This is a genomic window from Mesorhizobium sp. M7A.F.Ca.CA.002.04.1.1 (genome assembly GCF_004022805.1).
In the GTDB taxonomy this organism is placed as follows: domain Bacteria; phylum Pseudomonadota; class Alphaproteobacteria; order Rhizobiales; family Rhizobiaceae; genus Mesorhizobium; species Mesorhizobium ciceri.
Map to the genome: position 1 here is coordinate 1 of NZ_RZPL01000006.1, position 20,089 is coordinate 20,089.

Here is a 20,089-nt window from a genome sequence, read left to right on the forward strand (position 1 = left end):
ACGCAGCGGTGTGAGACGGGCATTCTTGTGGATGTTCATTCGGACCCTCCGATGGATGCTGAAGCGTGGTAACTCCAGTCTCCTCGGTCCGGTCCGAATGGACAACCTCTCGAAAGCTCACACCTAGTGCCGGCAGTGGCACCGCTGTTGTCCGTCGACAGGTCCCGCGCTTGCTCGGTGCGACCAACAACCTTAAGCGCTAGGGCGTAACCTGACCCTGCAAGATCTCCTCACCGACTATAAGGTGCGCCTCACGATCTGAGACGATGGGACAGGATGGCTAAGGAGGTGCGCCGTCTTGCATGCCCCGCCAGCGAGGCGAACCCTCTCGGCTACGCGCGCCACCAGCGACGCTCCATATCGTCAGGCCTGCGTCTCATGCTCAGATGAGCCGGTATTTGGCTCTCTCATCAGCAAACCGAGAGAGCCCATGCCAAGACGGAAGCAAGCAAGACGAACGAGCGTCAGAGATATCCTGCGCCTGACCCATAAACAGGGCAGTCCGGTGGGCCAAGGTGGCAGAGCAACTGAGGTTCGGCAAGACTTCGGCTTCCACCTATCTGCGGGCGCTGGAGACGGGCTGTCGTGCAGGCCCTGCATGCGGCTTTGAGGACGATGCGATGTTGAAACACCGTCTGTTGCGCCGAATCGGCCGTCGGCCAAACGTTGGGTCGTCATCAGGTTCTCGACAGCTTCCCGGTGTCAAATCCAAACCGTGGTCGGCGATCCCCACCAGGGTGGGAAGGCAGCGCTGATATAGCCGAACGTCGATCAAGTCACGATCAACGATTGCCTCATGTCACATGCCCTGCGGGACTGAAAAACGGAGAAGAACATGTGCGATGCAAAACTGAAGACCGTGCTTTCGCTTTTTTCGCCGGTGGCCAGCAAATTAGATGCTCTCTCGTCCAACGGACCAGCGACGGATGCAAACTGCGTTAAGCTAAATACGAACGAGAACCCGTTTCCGTTGCCGAAGAGCGTAATGCAAAGTGCAATTGCTGCGATCGAACACCAGTATCTTTATCCGGAAGACGACAATCTCAGCTTAAGGGCAGCTGCCTCCGATGCTTACGGATTTTCCAAAGATCAGGTGATTGCCGGCAACGGTTCGTCGGAGCTGCTCGGACTCATCTACAGAGCTTTCCTCGCCCCAGGAGATAGAGTGGCAATGCTGTCGCCCGGATTTTCGTTCAACCGTAAACTTGCCATGTTGCAGGGTGCCGAGTTTCTCGAAATCGCATCGAGCGAAGCTCATCCCCTGCCGATAGAAAAACTGCTGTCCGGCCCCGCAAAAGACGCGAAGTTCATTCTGTTGGCTAATCCGAACAATCCGACCGGAACATTCGTGCCGGTGGCCGAAATCGAACGCCTTGTGGAGCAAGCAGATCGCTTGGTCGTCTTGGATGAGGCCTACGTTGACTTCGCACCCGACAATGCCCTGCGCCTCGTCAATAGACATCCGAATCTTTTGATCTTGAGGACTTTTTCAAAGAGCTATGCTGCCGCTGGCGTGCGAGTCGGCTTCGGTTTCGGTCACCCAGAAATCATTGGCAGGCTGCGCAACATCCAGAATGTCTTCAACATGAACGTGATCGGGCAGGCGGTCGGGAAAAGCATTCTTGCGCATCGCCACGCCTACGAAGAGAACCACAGGCACATCAAGCATGAACGACAGCGAGTGACCCTGGCGCTGTTGCAACTTGGCTTTTCCGTAACACCCTCCCACGCAAACTTTTTGCTAGCCCGTGTGCCGGCGGGACAGGAGGGCTCATGCTGGCAAGCCGCGTTGAAAGAGCAGGCGATCCTCATCGCCAGCTTTCCTGACGTAGATTTGAAGAACTGTATTCGCGTCAGCATTGGCACCACAGAGCAGATGGACAAATTCCTTGCTGCCGCCGAACGCGTCTGTATGAACTTTAAGAAGGATCGCGGTGCTCACAAGCATGAAGTCGATTCACATTAAGCATCAAGTAATGATATGTCGTGAGCTATGATGATTAGCGAATAAATATAGGTAATTTGGAGAACAATTAATTGAAGAAAATTTCCGCTTCGGGCCTGACCTTCGGCATCTTCGATCATCTGGACGAAAACGGCGATGACATCGCACAACAATATGCAGATCGGCTGAGCCTAGCAGAAGCGTGCGATGGCTATGGCTTTTATGCGTATCATCTCGCCGAGCACCACTGTACGCCGCATGGCAGAGGTCCATCACCGAATTTGTTCTTAGCGAGCGTCGCCCAGCGAACCCGCAGTCTTCGTGTTGGTCCCATGGTAATGCTACTTGCGCTCTATCATCCGCTGCGTGCCTTCGAGGAGATCTGCATGCTTGATCAGTTGAGCGGCGGCAGGCTTGAACTCGGCATAGGGCGCGGCTCTGCTCCCACTGAATTGGGATACTTCGGGGTTGCTGTAGAAGCAGCACCAGAACAGTATGCGGAGGCCAGTGAGATTCTCATCAATGCGATGAAAGGCGGGACGCTTTCTTATCAGGGCCGCCACTTTGAGTTGAAAGATGTTCCGCTGACGTTGAGACCTCACCAATATCCCCGTCCGCCGACATGGATCGCCACCAATCGACCCGAGCCGGCTAGCTGGGCCGCTGCGAATGGGGCAAACATCGCCTGCGTCGGACCTTCCACTTCTGTTCGCAGCGTTACCGACGCGTTCCGCGCCGCCCGAATTCACGATGCTGACATTGGCCAGCAAGCGCCATTTCTTGGATTGCTCCGAATGGTGGTGATAGGGCGTTCTGAAACAGATGCGTATTTGCTCGCAGCACCTGCCTATGAACGATGGCTCAATAGCTTCAAATTTCTATACGAACTAAATGCCATTTCCACTCCACCAAACTTGCCTTTGAACTTCGATGCAGCAATTGAAAGTGAATTGTGCGTCGTGGGAACGGCAGATTCTGTCCGAAAAGCTCTCCTTGATCAGCTGGAAGAGGCAGGTGCTAATTATCTTCTGTGTCAACTGGCATTTGGGGATTTGCCGCTGGATGCCTCACTATACACCGCATCGGCCATTGGATCCGAAATCATGGCTCGAGTTGCCGCATCGTGAATCCGTCGTGTGATTGGAGGAGCAGCGGCAGCGCTGCTCCTCATTGCGAAACGGTTGTGGGGGCCGGACTCCTGTGTCAGGTGTAAACCATTGGAGCACGTCCTATCTGATCCAGGTCATATCCTGCGGCTTTGAAGTAGTTGGCACATTCGGCTGGGGTGAAGAGGTCGACGACCGCGCCGAGGCGTCCTGACCTTGCCCCTCTGATCTAATCCGGTTTGAAGTTCGTTCTGGCCCATCCAGAGGACCAGGACATGAAACGCAGCCGCTTCTCTGAAGAGCAGATCATCGGAATTTTGAAGAAACACGAGGCCGGGGTATCGGTTGGCGATCTGTGCCGCAAGCACGGGGTCAGCGACGCCTCGATCTACAATTGGAAGGCCCGCTTCGGCGGGATGGATGTCACCGAGGCTCGGCGACCTGAAGGCGCTGGAGGACGAGAACACGCGCCTGAAGCGGCTTTTGGCCGACGCCATGCTCGACAATGCCGCGTTGAAGGACCTTGTGGGAAAGAAATGGTGACGCCCGCCGCCAAGCGGAAAGCTGTCGCTCGCCTGAAGGAAGGCTTCGGGATGAGCGAACGGCGGGCGTGTAAAGCCATCGGCTGTTGCCGCATGACGGTTCGCTACCAGACCAGCAGGCCGGACGACCGCGAGGTTCGCGAGCGGATGAAGGCCGATCGCGCAGGAGCGTCGCCGGTTCGGCTACCGGCGTCTTCTCGTGATGCTGAGGCGGGAGGGCCTGGTCGTGAACCACAAGAAGCTGTTCCGGCTCTATCGGGAGGAGAAGCTCGCCGTCGCCGCCGTGGCGGCCGCAAGCGGGCGATCGGGACCAGGGCGCCGATGCTGGTGCCGCTGAGGCCCGACGAGCGCTGGTCGCTCGACTTCGTATCGGACCAGCTCACCGACGGGCGCCGCTTCCGCATCCTGGCCGTCGTCGACGACTGCACGAGAGAGTGCCTCGCACTCATCGTTGATACGTCTCTCTCGGGCATGCGGGTTGCCCGCGAATTGGACGGCTCATCACCGAGCGGGGCCGGCCCAGGATGATCGTCAGCGACAATGGCAGCGAGTTCACCTCGAACGCCATCCTCTCCTGGGCGGATCAGAACCGCGTCGAATGGCATTACATTGCGCCCGGCAAGCCGATGCAGAATGGCTTCATCGAGAGCTTCAACGGCCGACTGCGCGATGAACTGCTCAACGAGACGCTGTTCACCTCGCTGGCTCAGGCGCGCGTAGCCATCGCCCTGTGGCACGCCGACTACAACACCGCGCGGCCGCACTCCCCCCTGGCAGACCCCGGCCAAGTTCGCCAGCACCTTCAATCCGCGACGGTCGCTCGCGCTGCGCTATGCCAAAGGCTCCGCGCCAGCGCCCGTCGCTTCACCCGCCCAGCAGGGCACAACCCACGCCGGAAACGAACTCAAAACTGCTGGGGCAACGTCAGTCCCATAGAGCCTTGATGGTTATCTCGGCCTTTGCTCGCAGCAGCGCCTTAGGTTGGGCGAAGGCGTTCTCAATCGGATTGAAGTCGGGACTGTAGGGCGGCAGTTAGAGCAGGCTCGCCTGCGGCCTCAATCGCGCCGCGCAGGGTTCTCCAGGCGGATGTCGCCAATGTCAAATTTGCTGGCATCCATGTCGCCCTCGCCAACCGCACAAGCGAAGGCCAGAAAGCCAACATGTGTTCTGCGGCTTAATTAAGAGTCAGCCGATGTCGGCCGAACATCACCTTGTCTCGAAGTCGACGATCGGACAGCAGGTTGCGAAAGTTGGCGCGATGCGAAACAAACTGCTGAAGCGCTCAACTTTTATTGATCACGCGTGTTGGACGCGACGCACTCCCGTTCCAATCGGGCTGAGCGCAAATTCTCCCGGTTCACAAAACTGAGTCGCTGGAGTAGTGGGGGCGCAGAGAAATCTCCGGTCGCAGCCTTACCCGGTCAAAACAAGGATACCAATGATGAAGACTCTCGCCGTCTGCTCTGGCGGATTGGACTCCGTTTCCCTTGCTCACATGGTGGCAGCGGAGCACGAACTCACCGGCCTTCTATCTTTCGACTATGGCCAACGGCACAGGAAGGAATTGGGCTTCGCCGCTCTTTGCGCGCAGCGACTGAAGGTCCCGCACCAGATCATCGACATCGGCGAAATTGGCCGTGGCCTTTCCGGCTCAGCGCTGACTAGCAGTATCGACGTGCCGGACGGCCACTACGCCGAAGACACGATGAAGATTACGGTGGTGCCGAACCGCAATGCCATCATGTTGGCAATCGCCTTCGGTCTCGCCGCCGCCCACAGCGCCGAAGCGGTGGCGGCGGCCGTGCATGGTGGGGACCATTTCATCTATCCCGATTGCCGTCCGGCCTTCATTGAAGCTTTCCAGACAATGCAAGACCGCGCGCTCGACGGCTATGCGCAGATACGCCTCTATGCACCGTATGTGAATCTCGGAAAAGCTGACATTGTTGCGGATGGCGCAAGATACGGCACCCCGTTTGCTGAGACCTGGTCCTGTTACAAGGGCGGCGTGCGTCACTGCGGACGATGCGGGACCTGCGTCGAGCGGCGCGAAGCGTTCCATCTCGCCGGGCACGCTGATCCCACCGACTACGAGGACGCCGATTTCTGGCTTGAGGCGCTGCGCAGGAGGCGCGCGTAATGTTCCACATCAGCAAGGAATTCCACTTCTCGGCCTCGCATCAGCTCACCTCCTTGCCTCCCAACCATCAATGCGCGCGCCTGCACGGGCATAACTATGTCGTCGTAGTGGAGCTGTCGGCCAAGGAACTGGACGCCCACGGCTTCGTGCGCGACTATCACGATCTGGCGCCGCTCAAACGCTACATTGACGAGAGCTTCGACCATCGGCACCTCAACGACGTGCTGGGACATGAGAAGGTCACGGCGGAATGCCTGGCCAGACATTTCTATGAATGGTGCAAGGCACGTCTGCCGCAGACCGCGGCCGTGCGCGTTAGCGAAACACCGAAAACTTGGGCGGAATACCGTCCGTGACCGACATGCATCCCGCAATCCGTGTGAGCGAGATATTCGGGCCGACTATCCAGGGCGAGGGCGTGCTCATCGGCTTGCCGACGGTGTTCATCAGAACCGGCGGATGTGATTATCGCTGTTCATGGTGCGACAGCCTTCACGCGGTGGACAATCAGTATCGCCATGAATGGCTACCGATGCCGATCGATGCCGTGTGGCAAACCGTCCATGCGCTTTCCGGCGGCAGGCCGGTTATGGTCTCCTTGTCAGGCGGCAACCCGGCCATTCAGCCGTTCGGTCCCCTCATAGAACGAGGCCATCGCGAGGGCTATCGTTTTGCACTGGAAACGCAGGGTTCCGTGGTGAGGGAGTGGTTTGCGGATCTTGACGTGCTGACCCTTAGCCCAAAGCCGCCGTCCAGCGAGATGACGACCCGTTGGGCTGCGTTTGATGCATGCCTCGAAGCGGCGCAAGAGAAGCCGCAAATCGTGCTCAAGCTCGTCGTTTTCGACGAGAGTGACTATGCCTACGCCAAAGAAGTCGCGGCGAGATATCCGCACCTTCCGATCTATCTGCAACCCGGCAATCACACGCCGCCGCTCCCTGGCAGTGAAGACGCCTCTGTCGACTTGGACGGAATAATGATGCGAATGGAATGGCTTGTCGAAAGGGTGACTAGCGACAGGTGGTTCGAAGCCCGCGTGTTGCCGCAGCTGCACGTTCTGCTTTGGGGTAACAAGAGGGCGGTCTAGTCTGTGGCTTGCGTCGCACCGGAAGGCCGGGCTCCAACGGCTTGGCAGGCTCTCTTCGCGTGCCGAGTACAGCCGAGCTTTGTTCGCGTCAGCGGTCTCGCGATTGTGCGGCTGGAAACCGCCCGGACACCCCGCTGCCGGCGTGTGTCACCTTGACTCCGATGAGCTGTCGTCACGCAAAGTTGAAATCCGCAAGAACTGGCCTTCTCGCCCCACCTGCTCCGTCGCAAGCACGTCATCCCCTCATCCTTGTCCAGCTCTTATCGATGTATCTCATTGTCCGGCCTGACGCACGACTGTCAGCATGGGAATGCATCCATTGCGCAAATGCCTTCCATAAAGAAGATCGATTTCCTCATTGGCCCAACGTGAAATATAGCAACGTTTTCGTGGCGTGGGTCGGCTGCGTCGGGAGTAGCGATGAAAACGTATTGGGGTCGCCTGCGTCTCCTTGGGCAGCGAGTGTAAAGTATAGCGATGCGGCCTCCGGCGCGAACGGCAGCCGCGCAGTGATCACCTTCGCCTGTGCCTTTGCGGCGGGGGTCAAGCGCTGGTCTGCTAAAATTTTTTATCGTTTAGCTGGTTGAAACTGCCCCCGTTGCGGGCTGCAGAAGCCGGCCAGCCGAGAAACGGCAGCCGCACTTATGAAAGCACGCCAAGGCGTGCGGGCATCTATCAGTTGCAAAGGACAATACTGGCCGCGCCGATTGGCCATCACGCGTCCATTAGGGCAGCCACCAACATCAGTTCGCAAGAGGAGCAAAAGTAATATGTATCGTCGTCACCTGATCAAAGGGTTGGTTGCGCTCGGCGCATGCCGGATTTGCGTTCAAGCCGCCCAAGCGACCAGTGCCCATTGGGGGTACACCGGTCCGGTCGGACCGGAGCACTGGGCTGATCTGGATAAGGAAAATTTCGTATGCTCTGCCGGCACGCAGCAATCGCCGATCAATATCAACAGCGCGGTCAAGGCGGATATCCCGCATATCGCCATCGGCTGGCACAAGGGCGGCGGCAATATGGTGAACAACGGCCACACCATTCAAATCAATATGCCACAAGGCAGCACGCTGACCCGCGGCGATCGTGTCTACGAACTGGTACAGTTCCATTTCCATGCGCCAAGCGAACATCACGTGGCGGGCAAGAGCTTCCCGATGGAGGTGCATTTCGTTCACAAGGACACGCAAAGTGGTACTCTGGGCGTGCTGGGCGTCTTTTTAACGCCCGGCGCGACAAATGCCAGCTTTGCTGCCCTTGCTGCGGCCTTTCCCGAACTGCCGAATGGGGAGGTGACGATCGACGAGGTGAATCCCAACTGGCTTCTGCCAGCCTCGCTTGGCTATTGGACTTATGAGGGCTCACTGACGACGCCGCCGTGCACCGAAAACGTCGAGTGGATGGTGGCGATGGAACCGGTTGACGTTGATCCGGCAGACATCCAGCGATTTGCCTCACTCTACCCGTCGAACGCGCGCCCTATTCATTCACCCAATCGACGCTTCATCCTGCGCCAGAGTTGAGCGCCGCCCCAGCGGTTCCGCACGGTCCAACATTCTTGGCACAAGTTGGCGCGAAGCCTCCTCTTCCGGTCTGGCGGTCTGACGGCGCTCCCCAAGCTGGCTAGTCTAAATGATAGGGATTCGGTGCCGACACCACTCGTCCCAAATACGTCGCGGCGAGGTTTGTCTGCAACCCGGCAATCACACGCCGCCCCGCCGTGGTAATGAAGACGTCTCTGTCGAGTCCGACGGAATATGATGCGCATGGAACCGCTGGTAGAAAAGGTGACCAGCGACAGGTGGTTCGAAGCCCGCGTCTTGCCGCAGCTGCACGTTCTACTCTGGGGTAACAAGAGGGTAGTGTATACCTTCTCCTAGCTTCGCCGCCAACTACTCGGTTTTCCGAATTGCTCTCTATATTCTTGAAGACGATGCGTTCGTTAAAGACATGTGCTGCGCACCTGGTGTAAAAGCTGCTCTCATCATGCAGAGGTCAAGCCAGTCGGGCTCATCCGAGGCTATGGCCGTGAGCACTGTTCAGTTCGGCAGAGAGGGCGCTTTTGTACACACTTTGCGATCGTGGCGGCCCCGTGGGCAGATCTGCAAGCTGCCGCGACACTAACCTCTCGAAGCCCGCCCGCCCGCCTTTCGTGCAGCTTCCTCTGAACAAAACCACCGCTCGCCCTTCAATAGGTTGATGCGTGTCTCCCAGTAAGATTCCTGTCCAAGAACGTGATAATCTTCTTGCCAGTGTTGTAGCTGATGTTGCCCTTGATGCCGCAGCCTACCGCGGCGGGACCAAACTCAATGGCAAGCAGGCCGGCTAGGATCGTGCAGCCAGTCGCGAGCCTCGCCCACAACGGGGTCTCACGCGCATGAGGGCGCCGACCATGGGTTCGGCGGTTCATACGCGTATAACACGTATCTTTCTGAAAAAATCAATGCTCTCGGCTAAGCTACTGAATTATTTGGCTTCCATATAGCGCGTCGGCGGAACCAACTTGTAGACGGGCTATGAAAGGTTAAGCGCGGATGTCTATCGGCCGCCGGCGTTCCCGCTCTGTAAGCCTGCCTGAACTACCCGCGCCGCGGTCAAGCCCCAGGCTCCTGCTCATCCAGCGACCGCCCGATCAATGGCAGGCTGGAAAGACAAGAGCCGATGTCTTCCGATGGTCTCGCCATCAGCTTTGGGCTAACTTCCCCATTCTCCCGCTTCGAGCTCGACACACGGCGGTTTGGATGGCGCACGACAATCTGTGTCGGCTTTGTCGTGTCCGTGACAGACGCCTGAAAGGCCCGTTCGCGCGTTTTGCCGCCGTCTAAGCGGCTGGAATTTAATGACAAAGTTTCTTCTGGGATCGGCCGATCACGCTGGTACGCTTTTTGCGATGCTTGGTGTGAGGCGGCACGAGCTGCCTATCGGCACTTGTGTCGCGGGCAGTCGCGATAATTAGAACGAAGGAAGGAAAGCTATTATGTCAGGTCTGCGTCAGATCGCCTTTTACGGAAAAGGCGGCATCGGCAAGTCCACCACGTCCCAAAATACGCTCGCTGCCCTTGTCGACCTCGGGCAGAGAATCCTCATCGTAGGATGCGACCCCAAAGCCGATTCCACACGCTTGATCCTGAATTCGAAAGCTCAGGATACCGTCCTGGATCTCGCCGCACAGGAAGGCTCGGTGGAAGACCTCGAACTCCAGGACGTGCTCAAGGTGGGCTACAGAGGCATCAAGTGCGTGGAGTCCGGCGGCCCCGAGCCGGGTGTCGGTTGCGCCGGCCGCGGCGTCATCACCTCGATCAATTTCCTCGAGGAGAATGGCGCTTATGACGATGTCGATTATGTCTCCTATGACGTCCTCGGCGACGTGGTATGCGGCGGCTTCGCCATGCCGATCCGCGAAGGCAAGGCCCAGGAGATCTATATCGTCATGTCCGGCGAGATGATGGCGCTCTATGCCGCCAACAACATCGCCAAGGGCATCCTCAAATATGCCCATTCGGGCGGTGTGCGGCTGGGCGGGCTGATCTGCAATGAACGTCAAACCGACCGCGAACTCGATCTGGCCGAAGCACTGGCTGGCCGATTGAATTCCAAGCTCATCCACTTCGTGCCCCGCGACAACATCGTCCAACATGCCGAACTCAGGAAGATGTCGGTGATCCAGTACGCGCCGGACTCAAAGCAGGCAGGGGAATACCGCGCTCTGGCCGAGAAGATCCACGCCAATTCGGGCCAGGGTACGATCCCGACGCCGATCACCATGGAGGAGCTGGAGGAGATGCTGCTCGACTTCGGCATCATGAAGACCGACGAGCAGATGCTTGCCGAGCTTCACTCCAAGGAAGCGGCGAAGGCGGCGGCCCAGTAGTGACATTAGCGCTGCCATGAATCGGCGCGCCTTGCAGAGAACGGCGCCTATTCTTTGAGGCGTCACCCAACCTTGAAAGGGGGACTCATGAGCCGGGAATACGAGAATGACGGTGCTCTTCATGCGAAGCTTATCGAAGAGGTGCTGTCGCATTATCCCGACAAGGCGGCGAAGCGCCGCAAGAAGCACCTCAACGTCGCAAAGAGCGGCAACGAGGCTGGCGGGGAAAGCGAGGTCCTTTCCGAATGCGACGTCAAATCGAACATCAAGTCCATTCCCGGGGTGATGACGATTCGCGGCTGTGCATATGCTGGTTCGAAAGGCGTGGTGTGGGGGCCAGTCAAGGATATGGTCCATATCTCGCACGGCCCGGTCGGCTGCGGCCAATATTCTTGGTCGCAGCGCCGCAACTACTACGTCGGTACAACGGGCGTCGACACGTTCGGGACAATGCAGTTCACCTCCGATTTCCAGGAGAAGGACATCGTCTTCGGCGGCGACAAGAAGCTGGAACAGATCATTGACGAGATTGAAGTCTTGTTTCCGCTCAACAACGGCATCACCGTGCAGTCCGAATGCCCTATCGGCCTGATTGGCGATGACACCGAGGCCGTTTCTCGCAAAAAGACCAAGGAGTATGACAAGACGATCGTGCCGGTACGCTGCGAGGGCTTCCGCGGCGTCTCGCAGTCGCTTGGCCACCACATCGCCAATGATGCAATCCGGGATTGGGTCTTCGACAAAAAGGATGTCAAGTTCGAGGCCGGCCCCTACGACGTCAACGTCATCGGCGACTACAATATCGGCGGCGATGCCTGGGCCTCGCGCATACTGCTTGAGGAGATAGGGCTGCGCGTGGTTGGCAACTGGTCGGGTGACGCCACACTCGCAGAGATCGAGCGCGCCCCGAAGGCTAAGCTCAATCTTATCCACTGCTACCGGTCGATGAATTACATCTGTCGGCATATGGAGGAAAAGTATGGCGTCGCCTGGATGGAGTACAATTTCTTCGGTCCCTCCCAGATCGAAGCCTCTCTGCGCAACATAGCCAAGCATTTTGGGCCGGAAATCGAGGAGAAGACCGAAAAGGTCATTGCCAAGTACAGGCCGCTTGTTGATGCGGTCATCGCCAAGTACCTGTCGCGCCTGGAAGGAAATACCGTGATGCTCTATGTCGGCGGCCTGCGCCCCCGCCACGTCGTCACGGCCTACGAGGACCTCGGCATGGTCATCGTGGGCACCGGCTATGAATTCGCCCACAGCGACGACTATCAGCGCACCGGCCACTACGTGAAGAACGGCACGCTGATCTACGATGACGTGACCGGCTATGAGTTGGAGAAATTCATCGAAGGGATTCGCCCAAATCTGGTCGGCTCGGGAATCAAAGAAAAATACCCGGTGCAGAAGATGGGCATACCGTTCCGCCAGATGCATTCCTGGGATTATTCAGGCCCGTATCACGGCTACGACGGCTTTGCCATTTTCGCACGTGATGTGGATCTCGCCATTAACAACCCGGTCTGGGACCTATTCCACGCGCCTTGGAAAAGAAGCCGGGGCGATGAGCGGGCGATGGCTGCCGAATAAACATTTGCTTCAGCCCCAGTCTCCCACTGAGACGGTGAACTCCCGCGGCCTCTGATCCGCCGGAGCCTGGAACGTCTTGACGTCCTGAGCTGCCGTCCCGCGCAGCCAGATGCAAAAGAGGTAATCATCATGCCGCAGTCGGCTGAAAAAATTCTCGATCACGCTCCCCTGTTCCGCGAGCCGGAATACAGAAAGATGCTCGCTGAGAAGAAGCTAAACTTCGAATGTCCGCACCCCGATGAAATCGTTTCCGATCAGCGCGATTTCACCCAGACGTGGGAATACCGCGAAAAGAACCTCGCCCGCAAAGCGCTTGTCGTGAACCCGGCCAAGGCCTGCCAGCCGCTGGGTGCGGTATTCGCTGCCGCCGGCTTCGAGCGAACCATGTCCTTCGTCCACGGCAGCCAAGGTTGCGTCGCCTATTACCGCTCGCACCTGTCGCGCCATTTCAAGGAGCCTGCCGCGGCGGTCTCCTCCTCAATGACCGAGGATGCGGCGGTGTTTGGCGGCCTGAAGAACATGGTCGACGGGCTCGCCAACACCTACCAGCTCTACGACCCCAAGATGATTGCCGTGTCGACGACCTGTATGGCAGAGGTCATTGGCGACGACCTGCACAGCTTCATCCAGAACGCCAAGGACGAAGATTCAGTCCCGCGCGACTTCGACGTGCCCTTTGCCCACACCCCGGCCTTCGTTGGCAGTCATGTCGACGGCTATGACAACATGGTCAAAGGCATTTTGGAGCACTTCTGGAAAGGTCAGGAGCGTACGCAAATCGAAGGAACCATCAACATCATTCCGGGCTTCGACGGCTTCTGCGTCGGCAACAACCGGGAGCTCAAGCGCCTGCTCGATGTAATGGGCGTGTCCTATACATTGATCCAGGATGCCTCTGACCAGTTCGATACGCCTTCGGACGGTGAATACCGCATGTATGACGGGGGCACGAAGATCAACGAGGTGAAGAAGGCCCTCAACGCCGAGGCAACGCTTTCGCTGCAGCATCACAACACCCGAAAGACACTGGGCTATTGCGAGGAGGTCGGGCAGGCGACGGCCTCGTTCCACTATCCGCTCGGCGTTCAGGCGACGGACGAATTCCTGATGGAGGTCGCGGCGATTTCCGGCAAGGAGATTCCCGAGGCAATTCGCCTCGAGCGCGGCCGACTGGTAGACGCCATGGCGGACAGCCAATCCTGGCTGCATGGTAAGAAATACGCCATCTACGGTGATCCCGACTTCGTTCACGCAATGGCCCGCTTTGTCATGGAGACCGGCGGCGAGCCAACCCATTGCCTCGCCACCAATGGCACCTCGGCATGGGAAGCCGATTTGAAGAAGCTGCTAGCATCCTCGCCTTTCGGCAAGGCTGCCCAGGTTTGGGCGGGCAAGGACCTGTGGGCGCTGCGCTCGCTGCTCTTTACCGAGCCGGTGGACCTTTTGATCGGCAATTCCTACGGCAAGTACCTGGAGCGCGACACCGGAACGCCGCTGATCCGGCTGATGTTTCCGATCTTCGATCGGCACCATCATCACCGCTTTGCGCTCTTTGGCTACCAGGGCGCGTTGCGCGTGCTGACGACGATCCTCGACAAGATCTTCGACAAACTCGATCGCGAGACGAGCGAGACGGGTGTGACGGATTATTCCTATGACCTCACGCGCTAAGAGCCGTGGCCGGCTTTTCGCCGAGGCCATTCCTTGCCCAATGGACTGGGGAGGCTGAGCGATGTCCTCCCTCAGCGCCAAAATCAAGGACGCCTTCGATGAGCCCGCCTGCGATAAGAACCGTGGCAAAGATGCCAAGGCGCGCAAGGAGGGCTGCTCGAAGTCGCTGACACCAGGGGCGGCAGCCGGCGGCTGCGCCTTTGACGGAGCCAAGATCGTCCTGCAGCCGATCACCGACGTTGCGCATCTGGTCCATGCGCCGCTCGCCTGCGAGGGCAATTCTTGGGACAACCGTGGTGCGGTTTCGTCAGGGCCGACCTTGTGGCGGACAAGCTTCACGACCGACCTCACCGAACTCGACCTGGTGATGGGGCAGGGCGAGCGGAAACTCTTCAAGGCGATCCGCGAGATCAAGCACACATACGCGCCGCCGGCGATCTTCGTCTACTCAACTTGCGTAACGGCGCTGATCGGTGACGACATCGAGGCCGTGTGCAAACGCGCCACGGAAAAGTTCGGTTTGGCCGTGGTGCCGATCAATGCGCCTGGCCTGGCAGGCTCCAAGAACCTCGGCAACAAGCTCGCCGCCGAGGCGTTGCTCGATCATGTCATCGGCACGGTCGAACCCGACGACCCCGGGCCCTACGACATCAACATCCTTGGCGAATTCAACCTCTCGGGCGAATTCTGGCTTGTAAAGCCGCTCCTCGATCGGCTCGGCATCCGGGTGCGCGCCTGCATTCCCGGCGATGCGCGTTACCGCGACATTGCTTCCGCGCACCGCGCCCGGGCGGCAATGATCGTGTGCTCGACCGCGCTGATCAGTCTTGCCCGCAAGATGGAGGAGCGCTGGGACATCCCGTTCTTCGAGGGCTCCTTCTATGGCATCTCCGACACATCGCAAGCTCTTCGCAACCTTGTCAGGCTGCTGGTGAGGAAGGGCGCCGATCCGGAGATCCTCGAGCGCACGGAGACGCTGATCGCGCAGCAGGAGGCGATCGCGTGGAAGAAACTCGAATCCTACCGGCAAAGGCTCCAAGGCAAGCGCGTGCTGCTCAACACAGGCGGTGTGAAGTCCTGGTCGGTTGTCCGTGCGCTGATGGAGATCGGAATCGAGATCGTCGGCACCTCGGTCAAGAAATCTACGGTGCAGGACAAGGAGCGCATCAAACAAGTTCTCAAGCACGACAAGCATATGTTCGAATACATGGCTGCGCGCGAGCTGTACGCCATGCTCTCTGAACACAGGGCCGATATCATGCTGTCGGGCGGTCGCACGCAATTCATTGCGCTCAAGGCCAAGACGCCCTGGCTCGATATCAACCAGGAGCGCCAGCACCCTTATGCCGGCTATGCCGGCATGGTGGAACTCGTACGCCAGATCGACCTCGCCATTCACAATCCGGTCTGGTCTCAGGTGCGCCAGCCGGCCCCGTGGGATTGCCAGCCTGATCTAAAAGACGAACTGCCATGCACGAAGAAGGAGTCCGGGCACCTGTTCGATGAATTCGCCGGCGCGACGGCACACGAGTTCAGCGAGTGTTGAGGCGACCGATGGCCCGCATCCTTCCCCAGACCAAATCCGCGGCGGTGAACCCGCTGAAGTCGTCGCAGCCGCTGGGTGCCGCCTTTGCCTTTCTTGGGGTCGACGGCGCGATGCCGCTGTTCCACGGCAGCCAGGGATGCACAAGCTTCGCGCTCGTGCTCTTCGTACGGCACTTCAAAGAAACGATTCCATTGCAGACAACAGCGATGGATGAGGTGGCGACCATCCTCGGCGCTGCCGACCATCTTGAAGAAGCCATCCTCAACCTCAAGAACCGCACGAAGCCAAAGCTGATCGGGGTGTGCACGACCGCGCTGGTGGAGACGCGTGGCGAAGATTGCGCGAGTGATATTGCGAACATCAAGCTGAAGCACACGCAAGAGCTTGCGGGTACGGAGGTCGTGCTGGCCAACACGCCGGATTTTGACGGCGCGATCGAAGAGGGCTGGGCCAAGGCAGTCACCGCAATGATCAAAGGGATTACAGGCTCGGGCGAACGTGCGCGGCAGCCGAAGAAGATCGCGATCCTGCCCGGATGCAACCTCACTGTCGCCGACATCGAGCATATGCGTGACATGGTTGAAAGCTTTGGGCTCAAGCCGGTTATTCTGCCCGACATTTCAGGCTCGCTCGACGGTACGGTTCCTGACCGCTGGGTAGCGACCACATACGGCGGCACCAGCGTCGAAGACATTCGCGAGTTGGGCACGGCCATGCAATGCATCGCCATCGGTGAGCACATGCGCCGCCCGGCGAAAGCGCTGCACGGGTTGACCGGCGTGCCTTACGTGTTGTTCCAGTCACTGACTGGGCTGCAGGACACGGACCGCTTCGTGTCGCTGCTGTCTGCGATTTCGGGCGCGGCGGTACCGGCCCGCGTGCGCCGGCGCCGGGCGCAATTGCAGGACGCGATGCTCGACGGACATTTCCATTTCGGCGGCAAGAAAATTGCCATCGCTGCCGAACCAGACCAGCTGTTCCAACTTGCGACCTTCTTTGCTGGCCTCGGCTCCGAGATAGCCGCGGCCGTCACAACGACCGACAGGTCTAAAATTCTCGAGAAAGTCCCGGCGGTTTCGGTTCAGATCGGCGATCTCGGCGATCTGGAAAGTCTTGCCGTCGGTGCTGACCTGCTTGTCACGCATTCGCACGGGCGCCAAGCATCGGAGCGGCTCCGAATTCCGCTCATGCGCATCGGGTTCCCGGTCTTCGATCGACTAGGCAGCCAGCACAAGCTCGCAATTCTCTATCAGGGCACCCGCGACATGATCTTCGAGGTCGCCAGCATCTTCCAGGCCAACCAACACGCGCCCACTCCTGAGGCGCTTGATCCACTCCGTAATCGAGAAATATCACGATGAACGCTGTTCGCCGCCTCTCGCTGGTCAGTAGTGAGGTTTTCGCCCCGATGCCTGAACGACGTAAGGGCGCATTGCGCGTTGCGATCGCCACTCAGGACATGCAGGACCTCAACGCCCATTTCGGGTCGGCCAGGCGCTTTGCTGTCTACGACGTGACGCGCGAGGAATGGAATCTCGTAGAAGCCGTGGCCTTCGATGACGTGTCCGATGAAAGCGGGGAGCATCGGGCCGAGCGCGATGATCGCATCACGCCAAAGGTGGATGCGCTCAAGGGCTGTCAGATCCTGTTTTGTCTGGCAATTGGCGGCCCTTCGGCAGCCAAGCTTGTCGCGGCAAAAATCCACCCGATCAAAGTGGCGGAGCCCCAATCGATCCCACAGGTGCTCTTGCGCACGCAGATGATGCTCAGGACGTGTCCTCCGCCTTGGCTGCGCAAGGTGCTGGCGCGAGCGGGCATTGCCGAAAAGAAACCGTCCTTCGAGGACGAGGACTGAAAAGAGGAGGACGCCAATGCCTGACCCCGCAATCCCCCCAGCTGTCGCCGAAGACGAGGCGGCTCTTTGCACCCCGTTCGTCAAATGCCTCGTGCGGCTGATCCGTTCTCAGGATTCCTATGGCTCGTGGGAACGCAAAGCGGACGCTGAGCTGCTGGGCGACTTCATCATTACCAAGGAACAGCGCCGAGGGATCCCAATCATCGGAGATCCCGATCCCGACGTGCTGTGGAGGCTCGACAAGTACTACGCCGCCATCGGGCTTGCGATCGAGGAGCGCTGCGGCCTTATGGCATCGCCGATGATCCAGGTGAGCCATGAGGGTTTTGGTCGGGTGCTTTTCACGACCGGACGGCTGGTCGTTTTGTCCAAAACGCTGCGCGATGTCCACCGGTTTGGCTTCGAGACGCTCCTGAAGCTCGCCACGGCCGGTACGAAGCTGGTCGACGATGCGATTTCAGTCATCGAAACCTTTCCCCACGTGGCGCTGGCATGATGGGCGCGATTTTCGAGAAAGGCCATCATGACGGACCCGAGAAACTATGTTGGCCAGTCCCCTCGATCCAGGGACTCGAGGCCGACCAGGTTGTTGGGGTATCGCCGATGAAGAAGCCGCTGGTCCTGATCTGCTCGCAAGATGCCGAGTTCTATCTGCTCTACAGCCACATACTGGAGGTTGACGGTTTCAGCAGTGAGACGGCAGACGGCGCGAAGGCTGCGCTGGCCTTGGCCGAACAACGGGAGCTTCAGGCCGTAGTGCTGGATTGCGACCCAGCCAGCATAAACGGGTCCGCAATTTGCGCCCACCTCAAGCGGGAACCGCGCACCACCGACCTGCCTATCATCGCCCTGATCGCGCCTGGCGCCGAGCACCAGCACCTCGATCTCTTGAAGGCAGGCGTTGAGAGCTTTGTGCGGCCGGTGGCTCCGGCCAAGCTGCTCGACTGCCTGCGGGCGAGGCTCGGGCTGACCAAGCGTGGTCCGAACGGGGTTGAAAACGACAGTTGGATTTGTTGTGGAGGCCTGGAGATGAAGCTCGATGCCCATCGGGTTCGCGGTAATGGCCACGACATCCATCTCGGACGGATCGATTTCAACGTGCTGCGGCTTATGATTGAGGCCCCCGGCAAGGTCTTCAGCCGGGACGAGCTTATCGGGGCGGCCTGGCTGCCCAACATTCATGTCGGTGCACGCACCGTCGATGTCCATATCAGCCGAATCAGGAGGGCGCTGAAAACGGCCTTGCCCGGCAGCGTCATTCGCACCGTCAGGTCGGCCGGCTACTCGCTCGAGAAGCCGGACGACTGAAATCGGTGATCGAACGTGGTGCCGCTCTCTCTTCCTCCTGAGAGCGGTGTTGCCGCTTTGAGGCGCTCCTAACGAAGACCAGGAGAAGCAGGCAAATGGAATTTAAAAGCATATTCAGTGTGACGGGTGCTGATCATTCTGATGAGGACCTCACAACAGCTGCCGGACTGTGTGCCGAGGTCGGCGCGCACCTATCGGTACTCATTATACCGCCTCCATTGCTCTTGATGTCGTCTCCGCCCCCCGAATGGAATACAGGACGTGCACAGGCAATTGCAGTACCGAACTATCGATTTCAGCAAATCGAGAAATTTTCACAGGACGTGACCAGAATGGAAAGACGGTCCGCGGATATCCTCAAAAGGCTGAAAGCTATGTCGCTTTCCTGTGACGTTGACACCGACTATTGCGATCCGGCTAGCCTCGGTGAAGTGGCACGACAGCGGGCGCTCTGCGCTGACCTGACGATCGTTGGAGGAGACCTCCTCAACGATGAGACTCTCGGACCTCCTGTTGTCAACGGCTGCTTGTTCGATAGCGGAAAGCCGGTGCTCATCGTGCCGAAGGGCGTTAAGGCGACGCTGTCGCCTCGACGCGTGCTGGTCGGCTGGGATTCGCGTGTAGAGGCCTCGCGTGCGGTTCGGGAAGCTCTTAGTATCCTATCCGCTGCCAAGGAAGTCTGTGTCGCTATGGTCGATCCAAAGGCGCAAAACAACGGGAAAGGCGCGCAGTCTGGAGCTGACATCGCTGCCTATCTTACTCGGCACGGTGCTCGGGTCTCCGTTGACCTGCTTAAGAGCGCCGGCAAATCGGCGGGCACAGTGCTGACCCAGCACGCGAACGACATCTGTGCTGACATGATGGTTATGGGTGCTTATGGCAGCCGTGGGCTGCGTGAGCGGATTTTCGGCGGTCCGCCGAGCTGGAGCTTTGGGAAGACCACATTGCCGCTGTTTTTGGCTCGCTGATCAGCTCCGTAGGAACACCGATCAGGTCGTAGGACCGCCAACCAGTCCGAAGTCGTCGTCGGTTACCGGTCGGATTGCGGAGACATGGCTGGATCCGCGAACATCTTGCGACGCTTGTCAGAGCCAAACCGGACGCCTCGACTGCTTCACGACGCTCTCGTGAACCAACTCGTGCGAGATCGTCCGCAACGGGCAGTAAAGACGAACGGCTGCAGCAGACCGCAGCCAAGCCACAGGGCGGGTGTACCAGGAGACCCCGCCTCGTGCGCGAACCCTGTTGGAAGGCCCCTTATCAGTACCCGGACGCGCGTCAAATCGGCGGCTGTCCCTGTCAGCCTGCGGTGTGCAAGGGCCGCTGCCGCGGAGCTTCCCCTGCCCGATCGTCGGGCGTGCGACAATGTCGGATTCCAGACGAGCTGGAACTGCGCGAACTCGTTGGTTTGACAGGTCTTTATCCGGC

At 59.0% G+C, this 20,089-nt stretch carries 15 protein-coding genes and 3 pseudogenes; 17 read left to right on the forward strand and 1 reads right to left on the reverse strand.

The annotated features are described in order from the left end of the window. Nucleotides 1-835: 835 nt before the first annotated feature. The 3 genes and pseudogenes from hisC (at nucleotide 836) to ENZ75_RS00695 (ending at nucleotide 4,529) form a co-directional block, all read left to right on the forward strand. Nucleotides 836-1,966: a histidinol-phosphate transaminase gene (gene hisC / locus ENZ75_RS00685; protein WP_063169376.1), complete on the forward strand. Its 1,131-nt coding sequence runs from the start codon at nucleotides 836-838 to the stop codon at nucleotides 1,964-1,966. Between the two features lie 71 nt (nucleotides 1,967-2,037). Next, nucleotides 2,038-3,072, forward strand: a complete 1,035-nt coding sequence (locus ENZ75_RS00690) for an LLM class flavin-dependent oxidoreductase (protein WP_063169375.1) — start codon at nucleotides 2,038-2,040, stop codon at nucleotides 3,070-3,072. A gap of 254 nt (nucleotides 3,073-3,326) precedes the next feature. Further along, a pseudogene (locus ENZ75_RS00695) lies at nucleotides 3,327-4,529 on the forward strand (IS3 family transposase). On the opposite strand, the pseudogene ENZ75_RS00700 reads toward ENZ75_RS00695, so the two are convergent. Beyond that, nucleotides 4,524-4,665: pseudogene (locus tag ENZ75_RS00700) on the reverse strand (transposase); the annotation flags it as partial. The pseudogenes ENZ75_RS00695 and ENZ75_RS00700 sit on opposite strands and share 6 nt — an antisense overlap. Before the next feature lie 369 nt (nucleotides 4,666-5,034). Between ENZ75_RS00700 and queC the strand changes: the two are divergent. The 14 genes and pseudogenes from queC (at nucleotide 5,035) to ENZ75_RS00775 (ending at nucleotide 19,629) form a co-directional block, all read left to right on the forward strand. After that, a complete protein-coding gene (gene queC, locus ENZ75_RS00705; protein WP_063170389.1) occupies nucleotides 5,035-5,733 on the forward strand; it encodes a 7-cyano-7-deazaguanine synthase QueC in 699 nt (232 codons plus the stop codon). Further along, entirely contained in the window at nucleotides 5,733-6,089 is a 357-nt protein-coding gene (gene queD / locus ENZ75_RS00710; RefSeq protein ID WP_063169374.1) for a 6-carboxytetrahydropterin synthase QueD, read from the forward strand. Before queC ends, queD begins: the two co-directional genes overlap by 1 nt. Before the next feature lie 5 nt (nucleotides 6,090-6,094). Beyond that, nucleotides 6,095-6,820 (forward strand): 7-carboxy-7-deazaguanine synthase QueE, encoded by a 726-nt coding sequence (gene queE / locus ENZ75_RS00715; RefSeq protein ID WP_164548811.1) that lies wholly within the window; start codon nucleotides 6,095-6,097, stop codon nucleotides 6,818-6,820. 770 nt (nucleotides 6,821-7,590) lie between these two features. Further along, nucleotides 7,591-8,343 (forward strand): carbonic anhydrase, encoded by a 753-nt coding sequence (locus tag ENZ75_RS00720; RefSeq protein ID WP_063169372.1) that lies wholly within the window; start codon nucleotides 7,591-7,593, stop codon nucleotides 8,341-8,343. Nucleotides 8,344-8,503: 160 nt separating this feature from the next. After that, nucleotides 8,504-8,700: pseudogene (locus ENZ75_RS34875) on the forward strand (7-carboxy-7-deazaguanine synthase QueE); the annotation flags it as partial. Between the two features lie 1,097 nt (nucleotides 8,701-9,797). Next, nucleotides 9,798-10,691, forward strand: coding sequence for a nitrogenase iron protein (gene nifH, locus ENZ75_RS00735; protein WP_024505261.1), 894 nt, complete (start codon nucleotides 9,798-9,800; stop codon nucleotides 10,689-10,691). A gap of 87 nt (nucleotides 10,692-10,778) precedes the next feature. Then, the gene (nifD, locus tag ENZ75_RS00740; protein ID WP_024505262.1) at nucleotides 10,779-12,281 is read left to right on the forward strand and encodes a nitrogenase molybdenum-iron protein alpha chain; all 1,503 of its coding nucleotides are present in this window, start codon (nucleotides 10,779-10,781) and stop codon (nucleotides 12,279-12,281) included. Nucleotides 12,282-12,410: 129 nt separating this feature from the next. After that, the gene (gene nifK / locus ENZ75_RS00745) at nucleotides 12,411-13,952 is read left to right on the forward strand and encodes a nitrogenase molybdenum-iron protein subunit beta (RefSeq protein ID WP_024505263.1); all 1,542 of its coding nucleotides are present in this window, start codon (nucleotides 12,411-12,413) and stop codon (nucleotides 13,950-13,952) included. Nucleotides 13,953-14,013: 61 nt separating this feature from the next. After that, a complete protein-coding gene (nifE, locus tag ENZ75_RS00750) occupies nucleotides 14,014-15,498 on the forward strand; it encodes a nitrogenase iron-molybdenum cofactor biosynthesis protein NifE (protein WP_024505264.1) in 1,485 nt (494 codons plus the stop codon). 8 nt (nucleotides 15,499-15,506) lie between these two features. Continuing rightward, nucleotides 15,507-16,859, forward strand: coding sequence for a nitrogenase iron-molybdenum cofactor biosynthesis protein NifN (gene nifN, locus ENZ75_RS00755; RefSeq protein WP_024505265.1), 1,353 nt, complete (start codon nucleotides 15,507-15,509; stop codon nucleotides 16,857-16,859). Continuing rightward, the gene (gene nifX, locus ENZ75_RS00760; RefSeq protein WP_063169371.1) at nucleotides 16,856-17,353 is read left to right on the forward strand and encodes a nitrogen fixation protein NifX; all 498 of its coding nucleotides are present in this window, start codon (nucleotides 16,856-16,858) and stop codon (nucleotides 17,351-17,353) included. Before nifN ends, nifX begins: the two co-directional genes overlap by 4 nt. A 16-nt stretch (nucleotides 17,354-17,369) precedes the next feature. After that, on the forward strand, nucleotides 17,370-17,849 hold the full coding sequence (locus tag ENZ75_RS00765) for a NifX-associated nitrogen fixation protein (protein WP_024505267.1): 480 nt from the start codon (nucleotides 17,370-17,372) through the stop codon (nucleotides 17,847-17,849). A gap of 107 nt (nucleotides 17,850-17,956) precedes the next feature. Further along, complete coding sequence (locus tag ENZ75_RS00770) at nucleotides 17,957-18,661, forward strand: response regulator transcription factor (RefSeq protein WP_224571202.1); 705 nt, start codon at nucleotides 17,957-17,959, stop codon at nucleotides 18,659-18,661. A gap of 95 nt (nucleotides 18,662-18,756) precedes the next feature. Beyond that, entirely contained in the window at nucleotides 18,757-19,629 is an 873-nt protein-coding gene (locus ENZ75_RS00775) for a universal stress protein (protein ID WP_063169369.1), read from the forward strand. Nucleotides 19,630-20,089 lie beyond the last annotated feature (460 nt).